Raw genomic sequence first — 18,603 nt, 5'->3', positions numbered from 1 at the left:
TTAGCCTTTATCGTAAATCAATTTCTCACCCAAATATTGACATCATTTGGCATCAATTGCATGACTTTTCAAAAAAGTACCATGCTTCATTTCCTCAATCGCTTCAACAATCTCATCTTGCGTATTCATGACATAAAAACCACGCCCGACTAAAGGTTCATTTAGTGGCTGTCCCATGAGATATAAAATTTTGCTATCAGACAATGTAGTGAATTCAACGTTTTCACCATGACTTGAAAACACCGCCATTCCCTGATCAGTCAGTAATTCATCATCTGTACCAAATTCAACTTTACCACGGCGCATATACATCAGTGTGGTATCCAAATGTCCTGCTGGTAATGTGAGTGTGTGACCTGCTTTTAAATCCAAATCCAAAACCAGCAAAGGACTATGGACTAATGCTGGTCCTTTCACTTGCATAAAGGCTCCAGCAATGACACGCGCAGTACCCGCATCATGAGCTAACTCTACAACCGGGATATTAGATTTGAGTAAGCTTTGATAACGCGGATTCGATTTTTTTGCAGTTGCTGGCAAATTCACCCACAGCTGAATCATTTCAAATCGTCCACCTTCTCGGGAAAATGACTCACTAAATTTTTCTTTATGAATAATGCCTGATGCAGCAGTCATCCACTGTACATCACCTTTCTGAATAACACCTCCACCACCTTGCGAATCCCAATGCTCTAACTCACCTTCATACACGAACGTGACTGTCTCAAAACCACGGTGCGGATGCTCTTCAACACCTTTACGCAGTTGAGAGGGTTTCAATATACCGGGACCAATATGATCGAGAAGTAAAAATGGGGATACTGTATTTCCGAGTTCATAGTGTGAAAAAACAGACACGACCGGATTAAAGTCTCCAACTGAAAAATGACTGTCGTTACGATGGATAAAAGCGAGTGTTTTCATTTTTTATCTTATTTATTGAATGACTTTAGTTTAATGCGGTTTTAGATTTCCCTCTACGTTAATTTTATGATGCTTTCAGTTGTGTTTTATCAATTGAAATATTTTTGTCATCAAAATTTGATGCAATTTGAAACATATAAAATGTTAGAAATCATCTAATCTGAACATTCACCACTGATCAATATGAAACTTTTAATTACTTAATGTTCATGTGGATTAATTCCACAAAGCAAAGGATCTGCAGACTCGATAAAACACTTGTTTTGTCGATGTAATCTCTCAGTACACCTTGAGCTTTTAGAACTATGTCAAAATGCTACATACCAATTAAAAATCGCTGGCGACATCATCATGAAGCTTCGATTCTATCGCTCGTCGGTGGTTGGCTAAATACCGTTGGATTTATTTCATTATTTGGCATTTATACCAATCATGTTACTGGCTATATCGTGACTGCAGGCAAAGAAACGATCTTGGGAGGATTAGGACTGTGGGCTCTTTTTATTGGCATTTTCGTAGTTACGATTGGTATTACTGCGTGGTGTGAACAACGTTGGAAAGACAAGTATCCGAACATCTTACTGGGGTTCTTTATTGCAGAGACAATACTGTTAACGCTCTTCATGCTGGCGGGACTTAATTTCAGCCCCTTTTATACTTTGGCTGAATTTGGCGCAATACTTACCGCAACATTGGGCATTGCTGCAATGGGAATTCGAAATGCCATTATCCGAACATTACTATCTACAATGGCTACCTCAACCTTAATGACGGGCAATCTTGCTCAACTAACCATTGATTTTACTATTGCTTATGGGGCGCCTCATGTATCAGAAGAACGCAAACAAGTTGCCAAACAAAATATTCTAAAAATCTTACCGACTATTTTATCCTTCAGTTCAGGTGCAATATTAGGTGCGATTACTTATATGTTGTTTGGCTTCTTATGTATGATTTTTCCCATTTTAGCGATGGGCTATATTTGCTATCGTGAGTGGCGCTTCTCGTCTACTCATCATTATTCGACTCAATAGTGCATGCAATAAAAAAGGCATAACTCACTATGCCTTTTTAAACCGAATTTCTGGTCTGATGTCATGGACAAAGCGCAGTTTGGAAAGATTTTGTATTTTTTCCTCGCACACATTTGTATTCCGTTTTCTTATTAACTTGCTGCCATTTACCATCGTTCAATTTAAAACTATAGATAAAGCGCTCGGCAGCAATTGAGTCATCCATCAAGCCTGTTTGTGTCACTTTGACTTCGGCTACGGTCGGTGCTTCGGCACGATTAAAATACTGACGTAATTCAACAGTCGCAAGCTCATTGCGTAATTCAGGATGTAGCTTCAAGACTTGCTCTAAAGGAGTGTCATTCCCATGTACTTTAGAAATAACATTTTTCGTAGTAGCACACCCCGTGAGCATCATACTAACTAGACCAACTGTGGTCATTATTTTCATCATCATTGTTTTACTCAGTTCGCCATTGATCTTTTACATATGATGTTCTGAACTGTTGTGACAAAAAAGAACAGATATGTATGTTATTTTTTCTAAAGCTCATTAAAAATGATTAATAGAACGAGAAATACGAATAAAAAATGCAGCATATTGATGCTACATTTTTGAATTTAAACAGTTCAAATGACGCTCGTAACAATTTTATGGAAAATTTCGAAAGTAAATTTTTAAGGGCATAATTTATTATGAAAGTTTGTAGTATCTGGTCCACGACCACATTTCCAAGTTTCATCTTTTGATATTTCTTTCCACTCACTATTGATGTATTCAAATTGGTAAGTTTCACGTTGTGCAGAAACAGAGTCATCCGCTAGTCCACCATAGGTGACAGTTACTTTTGCATGAGATTTTCCAGATTCAGGTGTATCGAATTCCTGTTGTAAATCTACTGTTCTCATATCTTCAAAGCTTTGAATTTTCCGATACACTTGATCTAAAGGAGAGTTTTGAACAGAATTGGCATTTTGTTTCGACGTTTCTACTTGACCAGCTTCAGAATTATGATTTTTAGTATTGATCTCATTCGACTGTTTTTGACCTATACATCCATTAAGTGAAAGTGCAATTGCACTTAGAAAAATTATTCTTTTTAACATTAAAATTTCTCATGAAATAAAAAAACAGCATGACAAGCATGCTGTTTTTTAGACCTTATTTATAGATAGATTTTGTTTCACAAATCAAATAATTTACCTGGATTCATAATCCCATTTGGATCAAATACTTGTTTGAGCGCTTTCATATATTCAATTTCTTCAGCTGAACGTGTGTACTCAAGATATGGCTTCTTCGTCATACCTACACCATGTTCCGCAGAAATTGAACCATCATACTTTTTCACAGTATCAAATACATACTTGTTCACCACCTGACATTTCGCAAAGAATTCATCTTTGGTTAAATTTTCAGGCTTTAAGATATTTAAGTGCAAGTTACCATCGCCAATATGACCAAACCAGCAGATTTCAAAGTCAGGATAATTGTCAGCAACAATTGCATCAATTTCTTTAATGAATGCAGGTACGTGTGTGATGAGCACTGAAATATCATTTTTGTATGGGATAAATGGTGCGATTGACTCAGAAATATCTTCACGCAGACGCCATAAGCTTTCTACTTGGTCTAAGCTTTGACTAAGCACGCCATCAAGTACCCAACCTTGTTCCATACAATGCTCAAAGATTTCCATTGCCTTGTCCATAATTGGCTCAAATGGCGCTTCAAACTCAAGCAATACATAAAATGGGCATTCGGTTTCAAATGGACGTTGCACGTGACCATTTGCCAATACTTTTTGCATCGCAAGTTCACCGAAGAACTCGAACGCAGTTAAATCAATTTTCGCTTGGAACGCGTGAAGAACTGGCATCACGGCATCAAAGTCAGGTACACCGAGCACCATCACTTGCAAATCTTGTGGTTGACGCTCAAGTTTAATTTCCGCTTCGGTCACTAAGCCTAACGTACCTTCACCACCAATAAATAAGTGTTGCAACGCATAACCTGTCGCATTCTTGATCATGCCTTTGTTTAAACGCAGCACATCACCTTTACCAGTGACCACAGTAAGACCAAGTACCCAGTTACGTGTCATACCGTATTTAATGACTTTAATACCGCCTGCATTAGTACCGATGTTACCGCCGATTTGTGATGAACCAGCTGAAGCGAAATCAACTGGATAATACATACCTTGTTCTTCAGCATAGTTCTGAAGTTGCTCAGTGACCACACCTGCTTGTACACGTACCATACGGTCTGCTGGGAAGAATTCCAAAATTTGGTTCATCTTATCCATGCTGACCACGATTTCACCGTTGGCAGCGACAGCACCTGCAGAAAGACCAGTACGACCACCTGATGGTGTCACAGCAACATTAAATTGGTTTGCTAGTTTCACAATTGCCTGAACTTGTTCAGTCGTCGAAGGAAAAACGATGACTGATGGGTTTGGATCAAAATGTTTAGTGTGATCGCGTCCCCAATTTTGTAGGCTGTCCGCATCAGTTTTGATACGGTTTTCACCAACAATTGACGTTAATTGAGTCAATAACTCTGGGGTTAAAGCAACTGGAGCATTCATCGTTTGCAGACCTAGCAAGAAAGATACAAGTTGTAGATTGCTTAAAAAACAAACCTTTAATCAAGATTTTAAAAGCGTATTTGTTAAGCGAATGTGAAGAAAATATCACCACGACTAGATGAGTCAATTTCACGATTGTGCATTATAAAGCATTTTCCCATGAAACCCCGATAAAATCAGACATTTTGCGAATGTTACTTAGATATGATGCAGTTAATTCAACCGCAGTTTGTCTGATAAGGACTATATCTTGCAAAAATATCCATAGCTCAAGTCATAAAGGAAATGTATATAGCACGCTCACGTATGCTATCATACTGCCACTAAATTTGGCCTTTGTAGCGGAGCCGTAATGAGCCAACATCTCTCTTTGCCTAAAGATAAAATTCGTTTCCTATTGTTAGAAGGCGTTCACCAAAACGCAATCGACACTTTGAATGCTGCTGGATACACCAACATCGACTATCGTAAAACTGCGCTTGAAGGTGAAGCGCTGAAAGAAGCGATTAAAGATGCTCACTTCATCGGTATTCGTTCGCGCACACAATTAACTGAAGAAGTTTTTGAAGCTGCGAATAAATTGATCGCGGTCGGTTGTTTCTGTATTGGTACAAACCAAGTGAACTTGAATGCTGCGATGAGCCGTGGTATTCCAGTGTTCAACGCACCATACTCAAATACTCGTTCTGTTGCTGAACTTGTATTAGCTGAAGCTATTCTTCTCCTTCGTCGTGTACCTGAAAAATCTACAGATACACATGCAGGTGGTTGGAACAAATCTGCAGTAGGTTCATTTGAAACACGTGGTAAAACTTTAGGTATTGTGGGTTACGGTTCAATTGGTTCACAACTTTCTGTACTTGCTGAAAGCATGGGTATGAAAGTGATTTACTTTGATACAGTAACAAAATTACCTTTAGGTAATGCTCGCCAAGTTGGCTCAATGGGCGAACTTCTTGCAAATGCTGATGTTGTATCACTACACGTGCCAGATGTTCCTTCTACACGTAATTTCATGACCAAAGAGCAATTTGCTCAGATGAAACAAGGTTCAATCTTCATCAATGCTGCACGTGGTACATGTGTAGTAATTGAAGATTTAGCTGATGCTCTGAAATCAGGTCATTTGGCTGGTGCTGCTGTTGACGTATTCCCGAAAGAGCCTAAAGCGAACGGTGAAGAGTTTATCTCTCCACTACGTAATATCCCGAACGTGATTTTAACACCGCACGTGGGTGGTTCTACGATGGAAGCTCAAGCAAACATCGGTCTAGAAGTTGCAGAGAAATTCGTTGCTTACTCTGACAAAGGTATGACATTGTCAGCAGTTAACTTCCCTGAAATTGCGCTTCCATTGACTGAAGGTAAACACCGTTTACTTCACATTCACAAAAACATTCCAGGCGTGTTGTCTAAAATTAACAACCTGTTTGCTGAACACGGCATTAACATCTCAGGTCAGTCTCTTATGACCAAAGGTGATGTGGGTTATTTAGTCATGGACGTTGATGCTACAGCTTCTGCTGAAGCACTTGATACACTTCATAACGTAGAAGGTACAATCCGCGCTCGCGTATTGTTCTAATCTCTAATACGTTTGGAAAACCACAGCTTTTTCGAGCTGTGGTTTTTTTATGGTGTTTCATCTGAGTTGACGTAGGCTCCGCCAACTTAGATGAAAGATATCCCTTTCTAATCTAACCACCATACGTTTAAAACCATGTCTTTGTTAAAAATAAACCCGCAGTTACAAGCACTCGGTTTGTTATTGATCGCCATGATCAGTCTACAAAGTAGTGGTTCATTAGCAAAAGTTTTATTTGAACAATTCCCTATCGTTACGGTGTCAGCCCTACGTCTGACATTTAGTGCTGTGATTTTGGCGCTTATTTTTCAAGTTTGGAAAATTCAATTTAAACAAATTAAATGGACAGCCATTGTCAGTTATGGTGTCGCATTAGCTGGCATGAATATGTTGTTCTATCTTGCCATTGATCGTCTTCCACTCGGTTTAGCAGTTTCATTTGAATTTATTGGTCCACTCAGTGTGGCCTTATATTATGCGCGTCAAAAGTTTGATTTTATTTGGGTTAGTTTGGCCATTATTGGACTGATCCTTTTATTTCCCTTTGACCAAGCCAAACAACCTTTGGATTTACTTGGTGTATTTTTTGCGTTGGCAGCTGGCGCATGTTGGGCACTTTATATTATTGCTGGTCAGCGGCCTTCGGGAGTTTCAGGTAATCACACCGTATGTTTAGGCATGTTTGTTGGAAGTATCATTCTCATGCCGATCGCCCTCAGTATCGGCTTGCCAGCAAGCGTATTTGAAATTAATCATCTAATGTTATTCATCACTTTAGCGATACTCGCCAGTGCTTTACCCTTTACTTTAGAAATGATTGCACTACGAAATCTAACAGCATTAAGTTTCGGTACCCTGATGAGTATTGAACCAGCTGTTGCCGCATTATCTGGGTTTGTATTTTTGGGTGAGCAATTGTTATGGAATCAATGGCTAGCATTGTTTACCATCATTTGTGCCTCAATTGGCTGCACCTATACCACTCAAAACGCCAAACAAGAATGATCTCATACTTAATTTAAACTACATTTTCCATGATGGATTTAAGCACTGTGGTCATCATAATAATGTTAAAATTTGAGCAGTCTCACTCTTTTTAATTCGGCTTCGTTTTCCCAATGCCAAATGCTCAACTCACTGCCGTGCTGTTCATGGTCTTATCCATGATCGCCTATCAAATTAGTGCATCCTTCGCAAAGCAGCTTTTTGAAGTTTTAGATCCATTTACTGTGGTCACTTTACGTCTATGCTTTGCATCAATTATGGTTGTATTGATGTTCCGTTCATGGAAAATTCTTCGTCGCCTTCCTTACTTAAAATGGAAAGATCTTCTCTTTTATAGTGGTTCAGTCGCTTTGATGAATGTCTTGTTTTATGCATCATTAGGAAAACTACCACAAGGGATTGCAGTAGGACTTGAGTTCTTAGGCCCACTCACGTTGGCTTTACTGTCAATCCAACATCGAAGTGATTACATTTGGGTCATCCTGGCAATTTTCGGTGTAGCACTGATGGTGCCTTGGCAAGATGCCAATGCGACTAACTTTTCATATCTTGGGGCTGCTATGGCCATTGGTGCAGGCATTTGTTGGGCATTCTATATTTATTTTGGACAGAAAGTCGTTCGGCAGAATATCGGCATGCATGCTCTCAGTATTGCAATCGTCCTCTCAGCATTGACCTTATTGCCGATCAGTATGGTTTATAATCCATCCGCATTAGTTCAATTTGAATATTGGCCACAAGCCATCGTCATTGCGCTTTTGGCTACTGCTATTCCCTATGCATTGGATTTATTGGCATTAAAGAATTTAAGTAAAATGTCTTATGGAACGCTATCAAGTTTGTCACCAGCATTAGGTGCATTGACAGGTTGGTTACTGTTGAATGAACACATTACCTTATTACAAGCCGTTGCTTTGGGTTGTATTATGATTGCATCAATTGGTGTTACTTATCGCGCTGCTAGAATGAAATCACATGGCATAGAAACATAAAAAAGATGGCACATGCCATCTTTTTTATCATGGGGTTAAACCAAGCTGTCTTTATCTAATTTCTTATATTTCTTATATTCAGTTTGATATTTTTTAGCCAAACTCTCCTTTTGTTTATCCTCTAGAATTTTTCCTGCTTGCTGAAAAAAGCCATGCTCTTCTTCTTCAAGATGATGATGCACGGTTTCTGACAATTTTTTCGCGATGGCTAACCATCCTGGATTACTGAATTCAGTTTCGGTGAGTTGCTCAAGTAATTCGTCCATTTCATGATGTTCAGCTAATGCATGACGCGTAATATTCAAACCTGAATCGGTCATCATCAGTGGAATATAGAAGTATCGGTCTTCTGCCACTGCATGAGCAAACAATTCATTTTTTAGCTGCTCAAATAATGTTCGGCGTTCTGGCGTGTCCCCTGAAGTTTGAACCAGCTTCTCAGCAAGTTCACGTTGAACATCATGACTTTCACGTAAAGCTTCAAAAATATTCATCTTGTTATCCTGTCTTATAAATATGATTTGAAAAAAGAAAAACTTGAATGATCTTCAAAACACTCAACTTACTATAAGAGCTTAGTCGATAACTTCGAGATAGGTTTAAGAAGCGATTTGTATAAAAAAGTTTAATGTTGAGAATGGTTTACATTAAGAACATCTGATAACTTAATCGAACAATTAAAATAGATACCAGAATTAAAAACAGAATACGAATAAAACCACTACCGTATTTAAGCGCCAATTTCACCCCCACAATCGAACCAATCATATTAGCAACAGCCATCATGGCACCCACTGCAAATAAAATGTGGCCTGCAGGAATAAAGAATGTAAGAGCGGCTAAATTGGTCATCACATTACCAATCTTGGCCAAAGCTGCTGCATGCAAAAAATCGACTCGTAAATATCGAATAAAATAAAAAATAAAAAAACTTCCTGTTCCCGGACCGAATAATCCGTCATAAAACCCAATCGCCAAACTTCCTATTCCAGCCAGGATCAGAATTTTAGTTTTTACCGTTTGTGCAATATGAACCTGTCCAAACTCCTTCTTTGACAATGTGTAAATTGCCATCACAATCAGCATCACCAAGACAAAGGGCTGCAAGATTGATTTCGGAATCATGGAAACACTGGCAGCTCCCGCAAAAGAACTGATGGCAGCACATATCGCCACCACCAGTAATAACTTCCATTCAAACTTAACTTTTTTAGCGAAAGTCCACGCGGATGTTGCTGTTCCAACAACCGCAGCTAGCTTATTGGTGCCAAATAATGTTGCTGGCGCCATATGAGGAAAAACACTCATCAATGCTGGAATCTGAATGAGACCACCACCACCGACTGCTGCATCAATTGCGCCTGCGCAAAATGCAAAAAAAATCAGGCTGAGGATGATGTCTAATTCCATAATTGAGTTCGCTTATAAATTTAATACACGTTTAGGAACTAGACGTTTTTTATCAGTAATTTCAGCTAAACCTAAACACTTTTTTTCGTCAAAAACGAGGACTTGAGATTCGGCAGGATGATCAATATTGCTTTCCATCCCACGACAAAAATATTCTGCACGACCTTCTGGTACTTGAACTTTTGGAAAATGATCCACAGGCGCATAAGCAGGTAACAACAATGCTTCACGTTGTTGTTCAGTTAGACTTTCTAAGTATTCAATGGTGTACTCTGGCACAATACCAAAATGTCCAGTTTGAATACGATGTAAATATGTTAAGTGCCCATAACTTCCTAAAGCTTGAGCAATATCCTCTCCCAATACTCGGATATACGTTCCTTTTGAGCATGTCACATCCAAAGTAATTGAATCTTGAGTGAAAGACATCAGTTCAATCGCGAAAATATGAATTGGACGAGCCTCACGTTCGATTTCAATTCCTTTACGCGCCAGCTCATACAAAGGACGACCTTCTTTCTTTAAAGCAGAATACATTGGAGGAACTTGTTGAATGTCTCCAACGAATTGCTGAATCACGCTTTGAATTTTATCTTCGTTAAGTTCAATCGGTTGTGCTTCGAGCAAAACTTCACCCTCGACATCACCTGTAGTTGTACTATTTCCCAATTGAATCGTCGTTTGATAACGTTTAGTAGATTCCAGTAAAAAGTGTGAAAACTTGGTCGCTTCACCTAAGCAAATCGGGAGTAAGCCTGATGCTAATGGATCTAAAGCGCCAGTATGACCACCTTTTTCAGCACGATAGAGCCAACGCACTTTTTGCAATGCTGCATTTGAGCTAATCCCCAAAGGTTTGTTGAGTAGAAATACACCACTTATATGACGTCGAGTAATTTTTGGAGATTTAGCAGACATTAGATAATATTCAGATCAGTAAAATACTGCTATTTTATCAAATCCATTTATCGAATATTGATTAAATTTTTATGCATAAAATGTGACATTTGTGGCAAATTATTCTACACCATTAATAATAACTAAATGATTTCATAGGATGTGAAATGAATTCAAAAGCTAAATTGAAAATTACACTGCTGATTGTGGCGTGTCTGATCGTTTTATTCCTTCTCTTTCAATGGTTGAAACCTGACTCAGCTGAATCTGCTGAAAACTCACAACGAGCAGCACAAGATGCCGAAATTCAATCAGAAAATATGGCGCTACAACAAAGTACAACCGTGAATGGTTCTAGCTTTGCAAGTAAAAGTCAGCAAGATATTCAAATCAATTGTCAAATCCAAACCGATAACGCCAACCGTTTGATTGTGAATGAAAATACTAAGAACTGTTTTGAGTTTTTTATTACCCAATACGGCGAAAAAGAGATTCCGCAAATCAAGGCTGATTTTATTAAATTTGCTCAAAGCACCTATCAAGAACCATTACTAGGTCAACTGACAGATTTATGGTCACGCTATGTTCAATATCGTGAAAAAATGGGTGACCTAACACCACCAAACCATGACAAAGAAAGTGCGCAGTATTACAAAGCTATTTTTAATCAGATGAAATCATTGCGTAAACAATTTTTTTCAGACTATGAAATTGAAGGTTTATTTGGTATCGAAGATGAATATCATGATTATACCTTGGCTCGCATGAGTGTCATGGAAGATAAAAATTTATCGGAAAAACAAAAAGCCGATAAATTAAAAGAACTGTTCAATGATCTACCTGAAGATTGGAAAGAAAATTTAAAACAACTTTCTCAACTCGAAGATCTTCGTCAATTAACTGCAGAAATTAAAGCTCGTGGTGGTAGTGCAGAAGAAATTCGTCAAATGCGTCTCAGTTTAGTCGGTCCTGAAGCAACACAACGTCTAGAAAATCTTGATGGACAGCGCTCAAATTGGAAAAGCAAAGTCAATCAATATTTGTCTGAGCGTGACAGCATTGTCAAAAGTAATATGAGCCCTAGTGCAAAGCAGGAAGCTGTACAACGCCTCCGTTCTCAACATTTTAATAATTCACAAGAGCAACTTCGGGTAGAAACATTCGAGCAAGTTCATGATCAAGGCGGTCAACTTCCTTTTGCCGATTAATCTTTTCAAGGAACACATTCATTCACAGGGAAGAACGATGAAAAACTTAAAACTTAAATTGATACCTACAACGTTAGCATTCGTCACAACGCTATGCTTATCAAGCTCATTCACTGCCCACGCAGGTCCGGGATTACTCGAAGTAAATGAGACAAAGATCGGTAGTTATGCAAAAACCAAATATCCTATTGTGATGACACACGGTTGGTTAGGCTGGTCTCGCATAGGCAATGAAACATTCAATATTGACTATTGGTATCAAATCTTACCTGATCTATCGCGCAATGGTGCACGCGTTTTTGCAGCACAACTCTCACCTGCTCATACGACTGAATTTCGAGGAGAACAATTAATTTCTCAGGTTGAAGAAGTAATTGCGATCACTGGGCAGAAAAAGGTCAATCTGATTGGTCATTCGCACGGCGGACCGACTGTGCGTTATGTTGCAGCAGTAAAACCCGACTATGTTGCTTCTGTTACTGGTGTAGGAGGGACTTTCAGAGGTTCTATGGTCGCAGATAAAATTCAAAATAATGAAGCAACTCGAACAATATTTAATATTTTAGGGGATTACATCATTCCCCCATTAATTGCTTATGCACAAGGTCGTCCTGATATGCCGATCAGCTTTGATGCTTCGATGAAATCATTAACTGAAACAGGCTCTGCTGCATTTAATGAACGTTTTCCAACAAAAGCTCTCGCGTCAAGTTGTACTCGTTTAGGCAGCCCAATAGACAACGGAATCTTTTATTATTCTTGGACTGGTGTTGCACAAACCACCAACCTCTTAGATATCGATACCATTTTAATGCAGCTCGGGCCTTTAGCGTATGGCAATAAAGATAATGATGGCATGGTTGGGCGCTGTAGTACGCATATTGGACGTGTGATTCGTGATGATTACAAACTAAATCATACCGATTTAGCTAATATGATGTTCGGTCTCAGAGGTTTATTTGCCCCAGATCCTATTTCACTTTATCGCCAACATGCCAATCGTTTGAAACTGACAGGACTCTAGACACACAAAATAGCGCAGTCAAATGGAAAGCTATTCATCAGAATAGCTTTTCCGACCATCAGCGACTCTCGACAAAATTTAAATAATGCTTCTTGAACACATTTGCTAATGATTAAATCCTTTAATTATTTCAACTTTTGATTCTTTTTTGCTTTTTATATGTTAATTCGGCAAGCTAAATTGGCATTTTTTGTATCTTGTTGCATTCAATAACATCTTTTAAGGTCTTCTGTATGTTCATCTGGAAGAACATCATAGATTCACTAAAAACTAGGAATAATAATGAAAATAAAACACATTCTAGGCTCGCTGGTGACAGCGCTATGTCTAACATCTACGACAACTTATGCTACTCAAGCTCAACAGATCAAAGTCTCAAGTGTCAAATCTGACTATGCCAAAACGAAATATCCTATTGTATTCGCTCATGGAATGGTTGGATTTATACGTTTGGGCACTGAAAGTCTAGGCATGGATTACTGGTATCAAATTTTACCTGATCTAGCGAGAAACGGTGCAAACACATGGGCGGCTAGAATGTCTCCTTTCAATTCTTCTGAAGTCCGAGGTGAACAATATGTTCAACAACTTGAAGAAGTCATGGCGATTACTGGTGCTGACAAACTCAATCTGATTGGTCATAGTCATGGTGCAAACTCTGTTCGTTATGCCGCAGGTGTAATGCCTGAACATGTTGCATCGGTGATGACTGTAGCCGGTGCCAACAAAGGTACAATCATCGCGTCAGATGTATTAAAAATCGCAGATAAAACAGGAACATCAGAGCTACTGAATGTTCTCATCAGCACTTTTGGTAAAGTCATTATGTGGGCGCAAGGTCTTCCTGCTGATACGTTCCCACATGATGCGATGGCCGCTGGTGTGAGTACATCTGTTGAAGGAACTGCCTTGTTTAATCAAAAATTCCCTCTCGGTTTACCATTAACCCACTGTGGCGAAGGTGCTTATCAAGAAAAAGGAATTCATTTATATTCAATGACAGGAAACAAGCCTTTTACGAATGCCTTGGATCTAGGTGACCCTGTCATGGTTCTACTTGACCGTTTGTCGGTTCATAAAGCAGGAAAAAATGATGGCATCGTTCCAGTTTGTAGTGCCCATTTTGGTAAAACTATTCGTGATGACTTTCCGTGGAATCATTTAGATGAGGTGAACTTGCTGTTCGGAATTAAAGGATTTTTTGCTCCTGACCCAGTTGCAGTTTATAGACAGCACGCCAACCGCCTTAAATTACAAGGACTTTAAATCTCTAGCTCTTTAATTGAGTAATTGCTTTCAAATTCATTAGGCTGGATTTGAAAGCAGATTCAAATCTTCATCAAGATAGTTCATTGATCAAATCTACCTCTCTTTTTTAACCTTAAAAATTTACCATTCATCTATTCGATATTTAAAATGTGATTTACATCACTATAATCAATTTAACTCTAGGATTAGGGTTTGATAATAAAAAGTTGAGGATGATGATGAAATACAACAAAATTATGGCGTGCCTACTTACGTCTGCAGCTTGCTTAACGACTCAATTATCTAATGCTTCTGCATTAGAAGTGAAACCTGTAACCTCGACACTTGGCAAATACAATACCTACGCAAAAACTAAATACCCAATCGTATTTGCACACGGACTAACAGGATTTGTCCGTCTTGGTACAGAGAGCTTTGGTTTAGATTATTGGCACCAAATCCTGCCAGATCTAGCGCGTAATGGTGCTAATGTCTGGCCTACACGAGTATCTCCATTCAACTCCAACGAAATTCGTGGAGAGCAATTGCTTCAACAAGTTGAAGATATTTTAGCCATTACTGGTGCACAAAAAGTGAACTTAATTGGGCATAGTCAAGGTGGACCATCAATACGTTATATTGGTGGAACAATTCCTGAACATGTGGCATCCATGACCACTGTCGCTGGTGTGAATAAAGGATCACCTATGGCAGACTTTATCTTGCGTTCAGAAGGAACAGGACTTGATACTGTGCTTGCGACAGCGATAAATTTTGTCTCGGGAGCGATTGTTTGGGCACAAGGATTAAATGCGAAAAGCCTGCCACATGATTCGCTTGCCTCGGCTAAAAGTTTATCTACAGCAGGCTCATTAGCATTTACAGAACGTTTCCCTGCGGGTGTACCAACCACAAAATGTGGTGAGGGTGCATATCAAGTCAATGGCATGCGTATGTATTCATTTACTGGTAATACACCGTTTACCAATGCCCTTGATCCATCAGATTATGCAATGCAAGCGGCATCTTTCATTGTATCTAAGGAAGGTTCAAATGATGGTTTAGTCCCAGTTTGCAGTGCTCGCTTCGGACAAACGATTCGGGATGATTACCGTTGGAATCATTTAGATGAGGTCAATCAAATGATGGGGATGACTAGCATTTTTGCAGCAGATCCAGTATCGGTTTATCGACAACACGCAAATCGTTTGAAACTTCAAGGACTATAATCTTCTCAAGCCTCCATACACTCATCACGAAATTATGGAGGCTTATCTTAAAAATTGTTCCCTAAAGTTTAAATCCACTTTTCTTTCCTTTTGCTTCGCTATACTCTTATTGTGACAACGGAAATTGTCGAGTATTTCAATCCATCTAAGGAATAGAGATGAGAAAATTTATTTTGGGGACATGCCTCTCTTTCGCATGTTTAATTGGCACGAGTTACGCTGCTACAGCACCTGAACAAGTGACTTCAAAATTTCAAACTACTTATGCAAAAACCCAGTATCCAATCGTATTTAGTCACGGAATGTCTGGTTTTATCCGTATTGGCACTGATCCACTCGGTGTAGATTATTGGTATCAAATTTTACCTGATCTCGCCCGTAACGGTGCAAATGTATGGGCTTCCCGTGTATCGCCATTTAACTCATCAGAAATTCGGGGTGAGCAACTTTTACATCAAGTTGAAGAAGTCATTGCACTCACTGGATCGCCTAAGGTCAATCTAATCGGTCACTCTCACGGCGGGCCCACAATTCGATATGTCGCAGGTGTAAGACCTGAATTAGTCGCATCAATGACAGCGATTGGGGCGCCACATCAAGGCTCACCAGTGTCTGATTTTATATTAAAAATTCGTGATACAGCACCAATCCTTGAAACACCTATTGTGGCTGTAGTCAATCTACTGTCTAAAGCTATTATTTGGGCACAGGGACTTGATCCAGCATCCTTCCCTCATGACTCACTTGCGGGAGCCAATAGTTTGAGCTTAGCAGGATCAGCAATATTTAATCAAAAATATCCTATAGGCGTTCCTCAAAACTCATGCTCTGAAGGTTTATATCGTGAACAAGGAATATATAACTATTCCTTTACGGGTATCGGAACGGCCACAAACCCACTTGATCTAGACTCAGCTTTAAAAATTACCAGTCTATTAATTGACGGTGGTCAAGAGAATGATGGACTAGTTTCACGCTGTAGTGCGAAATTCGGTAAAACCATCCGTGATGATCTCAATTGGAATCATCTAGATGAAGTCAATCAAGTGCTTGGTTTAAAAAGTGTCTTTGCGCCAGATCCAGTCTCGATGTATCGTCAACATGCAAATCGCCTTAAACAACAAGGTCTCTAATATATTTTTTTGTCTGCACTCATCTCTAGATGGGTCCAGACTGTTTAAATAGCCCTCATTAGCATGACATATCTATCCTATAAATGAGTCACCCATCCAATTTATATCAATAAATTTGCACTTTATCTCTTTTTTGTAGACTTAAGTCACAATTTTAGTATCTTAAATTATGGCGATGGATATCGCCTGAATCATAAAAATAAACGAATCACTGAATGAGTATCGAAAATGAAACTAAAAAAAATAGTCATGAGCCTATGCATAGGTTCATGTTTTCTTCCTGTTGCACAAGCCTCAACGCAAATTAAAGATTTAGCCGTTAACCATACCGTCAAAACACCTAAATCAAATTATGCACAAACCCAATACCCTATTGTGCTTGCCCATGGCTTATTTGGCTTTGGTAGTATGGTCGGTGTTGACTACTTTTATCAGATCACTCCTGATCTTGCTCGAAATGGTGCAAACATCTGGCAAACACGTGTTTCAACGATGAACTCAAGTGAAGTGCGAGGCGAACAAGCACTGAGTCAAGTTGAAGAGATACTTGCCATTACCGGTAAGCAAAAAGTGAATTTAATCGGACATAGTCATGGTGGTCAGACTGTTCGATATATTGCAGGTGTTATACCTGATCATGTCGCATCTGTTACGACAATTGCTTCTGGAAATCAAGGAGCAAGAATGGCTGATATACTAGAAGGTGTTCTGGTAGGTAATATTTTAGAAGCACCTGCTCGCGCGATTTTTGACAATCTGGTATCGCCAGTGATTACATTCGCATCTGGTCTTGATCCAAAAGTCTTTCCTTATGATGCTAAAGCAGCCCTACAAAGTTTAGGAACGAAAGAATCTCTCAAATTTAGTCAGAATTTTCCAAATGGTGTACCTACAACCCAATGTGGTGAAGGGGCTTATCGTGTCAACAATACTCATTATTATTCATTTATGGGTAACTCTCCATTTAATACCGCTTTAGATCCATCTGATTATGGCATGTTAGATTCTTCTCTTTTGGCTGAAAAAGATGGAGATGGAATTGTAGGGCGTTGCTCCGCTCGATTTGGCAAGGTCATTCGTGATAATTATAAATGGAATCATTTAGATGAAATTAACCATCTACTCGGTTTAAAAAGCATTTTTGCACCAAGCGCTGTAGATGTTTATCGTCAGCATGCAAATCGACTTAAACTCCAAGGGCTATAAAACCTAAACACAAAGGGTGAGCTTTTCACCCTTTCTTTCAGTTTAATAATGATTAACATTTAGTCGGATTTATCTTATTTTTGTTTAGTTTTTCTTTACAATATTTTTTGACAATAAATATTGTCTTTTTAAGGAAGAAAAAATGAAAACAAAAAAAATGATCCCAGCACTTCTGCTAAGTCTGGTAGGATTATCTCAACTTACATATGCTTCCGGCCTGATCGATGTCGAAGCTAAATACGTAAATACCAATTATGCGCAAACTAAGTACCCTATTGTTATGGCCCATGGCTTTGCATTAGGTTTTAGCCGCATTGGTACAGAACATTTCGGTTTAGATCAGTTCTATCAAATTACCCCTGACCTCGCACGAAATGGTGCACGTGTTTTTGTCGCTCAAATGTCTCCTGTCGAATCAACTGTGGTTCGTGGTGAGCAGCTGTTACAACAAGTAGAAACAGCTTTAGCTATTACGGGTAAAGACAAGGTCAATTTGATCGGCCATAGTCATGGAGGACCTACTGTACGTTACGTTGAAGCCATTGCTCCTAAGAAAGTTGCTTCTCTAACTGCTGTTGCAGGCAGTATTAAGGGCTCTCCCCTAGGAGATAGTTTCGTAAATAGTAAAGTGCTTAATAGTGTAGCAAAATTAGTTATTGGTGATATTTTGGCACCTGCAATTTCAATTATGGAAGGTAATCCAAGTCTTAGCGTTAATTACGAACAATCCATGTATGATCTTTCTGTAAAAGGTTCTTTAGAATTTAATCAAAAGTTCCCTTCTGCTGCGATCCCGAAAGACTGTAATTCTAACGGTTCATCACAAACGGCTAACGGCGTATATCATTATTCTTGGATTGGTTCTTCAAAGGTGACCAATGTTCTCGATATTTCAGATACCGCAATTGTTGTCTTAGGGACAGCGATTATGCCTAATGAACGCAATCACGATGGTCTCGTGCCTATTTGTAGTGCTAAATACGGCAAAGTAATTCGTGATAATTACAACTTAAATCATTTTGATGAAGTCAATCAAATACTTGGGCTTAAAGGCTTCTTTGCTCCTGATCCAGTATCAATCTTTAGACAACATGCCAATCGTTTGAAGATTCAAGGTTTGTAAGTTTTGATCATA

At 39.0% G+C, this 18,603-nt stretch carries 18 protein-coding genes; 11 read left to right on the top strand and 7 right to left on the bottom strand.

The genetic code is table 11. The features are described 5' to 3' along the window. Positions 1–42: 42 nt before the first annotated feature. On the bottom strand, positions 43–924 hold the full coding sequence (locus AC1M9J_RS09160; RefSeq protein ID WP_481952184.1) for a pirin family protein: 882 nt from the start codon (positions 922–924) through the stop codon (positions 43–45). Between the two features lie 305 nt (positions 925–1,229). On the opposite strand from AC1M9J_RS09160, the gene AC1M9J_RS09155 reads away from it, so the two are divergent. Beyond that, positions 1,230–1,958: a YoaK family protein gene (locus tag AC1M9J_RS09155; RefSeq protein WP_481952183.1), complete on the top strand. Its 729-nt coding sequence runs from the start codon at positions 1,230–1,232 to the stop codon at positions 1,956–1,958. A gap of 61 nt (positions 1,959–2,019) precedes the next feature. Here the strand turns inward: AC1M9J_RS09155 and AC1M9J_RS09150 are convergent, their stop codons facing one another. The 3 genes from AC1M9J_RS09150 to AC1M9J_RS09140 all read right to left on the bottom strand — a co-directional run bounded on the left by AC1M9J_RS09150 (position 2,020) and on the right by AC1M9J_RS09140 (position 4,531). Further along, positions 2,020–2,379, bottom strand: coding sequence for a hypothetical protein (locus tag AC1M9J_RS09150; protein WP_228133217.1), 360 nt, complete (start codon positions 2,377–2,379; stop codon positions 2,020–2,022). Between the two features lie 236 nt (positions 2,380–2,615). Next, positions 2,616–3,044 carry a hypothetical protein gene (locus AC1M9J_RS09145; RefSeq protein WP_481592256.1) on the bottom strand — a complete coding sequence of 143 codons (429 nt, stop codon included), beginning with the start codon at positions 3,042–3,044 and terminating at the stop codon, positions 2,616–2,618. 77 nt (positions 3,045–3,121) lie between these two features. After that, positions 3,122–4,531, bottom strand: coding sequence for an FAD-binding oxidoreductase (locus AC1M9J_RS09140; RefSeq protein WP_180028909.1), 1,410 nt, complete (start codon positions 4,529–4,531; stop codon positions 3,122–3,124). 352 nt (positions 4,532–4,883) lie between these two features. Between AC1M9J_RS09140 and serA the strand changes: the two genes are divergently transcribed. The 3 genes from serA (at position 4,884) to AC1M9J_RS09125 (ending at position 8,113) form a co-directional block, all read left to right on the top strand. Then, the gene (serA, locus tag AC1M9J_RS09135; protein WP_035264273.1) at positions 4,884–6,116 is read left to right on the top strand and encodes a phosphoglycerate dehydrogenase; all 1,233 of its coding nucleotides are present in this window, start codon (positions 4,884–4,886) and stop codon (positions 6,114–6,116) included. 135 nt (positions 6,117–6,251) lie between these two features. After that, positions 6,252–7,121 (top strand): EamA family transporter, encoded by an 870-nt coding sequence (locus tag AC1M9J_RS09130; RefSeq protein WP_481952182.1) that lies wholly within the window; start codon positions 6,252–6,254, stop codon positions 7,119–7,121. 113 nt (positions 7,122–7,234) lie between these two features. Beyond that, the gene (locus tag AC1M9J_RS09125) at positions 7,235–8,113 is read left to right on the top strand and encodes an EamA family transporter (protein WP_035264278.1); all 879 of its coding nucleotides are present in this window, start codon (positions 7,235–7,237) and stop codon (positions 8,111–8,113) included. 35 nt (positions 8,114–8,148) lie between these two features. Here the strand turns inward: AC1M9J_RS09125 and AC1M9J_RS09120 are convergent, their stop codons facing one another. The 3 genes from AC1M9J_RS09120 to truB form a co-directional block, all read right to left on the bottom strand. After that, positions 8,149–8,607, bottom strand: a complete 459-nt coding sequence (locus tag AC1M9J_RS09120) for a hemerythrin domain-containing protein (protein ID WP_035264279.1) — start codon at positions 8,605–8,607, stop codon at positions 8,149–8,151. Between the two features lie 148 nt (positions 8,608–8,755). Continuing rightward, positions 8,756–9,523 (bottom strand): sulfite exporter TauE/SafE family protein, encoded by a 768-nt coding sequence (locus AC1M9J_RS09115; protein WP_481952181.1) that lies wholly within the window; start codon positions 9,521–9,523, stop codon positions 8,756–8,758. Positions 9,524–9,535: 12 nt separating this feature from the next. Continuing rightward, positions 9,536–10,441: a tRNA pseudouridine(55) synthase TruB gene (truB, locus tag AC1M9J_RS09110; RefSeq protein WP_035264283.1), complete on the bottom strand. Its 906-nt coding sequence runs from the start codon at positions 10,439–10,441 to the stop codon at positions 9,536–9,538. 146 nt (positions 10,442–10,587) lie between these two features. Here truB and AC1M9J_RS09105 point away from each other — a divergent pair, with 146 nt between their 5' ends. The 7 genes from AC1M9J_RS09105 to AC1M9J_RS09075 all read left to right on the top strand — a co-directional run bounded on the left by AC1M9J_RS09105 (position 10,588) and on the right by AC1M9J_RS09075 (position 18,591). Continuing rightward, positions 10,588–11,628, top strand: coding sequence for a lipase secretion chaperone (locus tag AC1M9J_RS09105; RefSeq protein WP_481590088.1), 1,041 nt, complete (start codon positions 10,588–10,590; stop codon positions 11,626–11,628). Positions 11,629–11,665: 37 nt separating this feature from the next. Then, the gene (locus AC1M9J_RS09100; protein WP_481952180.1) at positions 11,666–12,652 is read left to right on the top strand and encodes a lipase family alpha/beta hydrolase; all 987 of its coding nucleotides are present in this window, start codon (positions 11,666–11,668) and stop codon (positions 12,650–12,652) included. A 282-nt stretch (positions 12,653–12,934) separates the two neighbouring features. Beyond that, entirely contained in the window at positions 12,935–13,918 is a 984-nt protein-coding gene (locus tag AC1M9J_RS09095; RefSeq protein WP_092766675.1) for an esterase/lipase family protein, read from the top strand. Between the two features lie 221 nt (positions 13,919–14,139). After that, the gene (locus AC1M9J_RS09090; RefSeq protein WP_481952179.1) at positions 14,140–15,129 is read left to right on the top strand and encodes a lipase family alpha/beta hydrolase; all 990 of its coding nucleotides are present in this window, start codon (positions 14,140–14,142) and stop codon (positions 15,127–15,129) included. Between the two features lie 158 nt (positions 15,130–15,287). Further along, entirely contained in the window at positions 15,288–16,262 is a 975-nt protein-coding gene (locus AC1M9J_RS09085) for an esterase/lipase family protein (protein ID WP_481592260.1), read from the top strand. Positions 16,263–16,490: 228 nt separating this feature from the next. Next, positions 16,491–17,468: a lipase family alpha/beta hydrolase gene (locus AC1M9J_RS09080; protein ID WP_481952178.1), complete on the top strand. Its 978-nt coding sequence runs from the start codon at positions 16,491–16,493 to the stop codon at positions 17,466–17,468. 142 nt (positions 17,469–17,610) lie between these two features. Further along, entirely contained in the window at positions 17,611–18,591 is a 981-nt protein-coding gene (locus tag AC1M9J_RS09075; RefSeq protein WP_481952177.1) for an esterase/lipase family protein, read from the top strand. The last annotated feature ends 12 nt before the right edge of the window (positions 18,592–18,603 follow it).

The organism is Acinetobacter sp. ANC_7588 (assembly GCF_056783995.1).
Note: the sequence above shows the minus strand (reverse complement) of the source record. Positions and strands in the feature narration are given on the sequence as shown.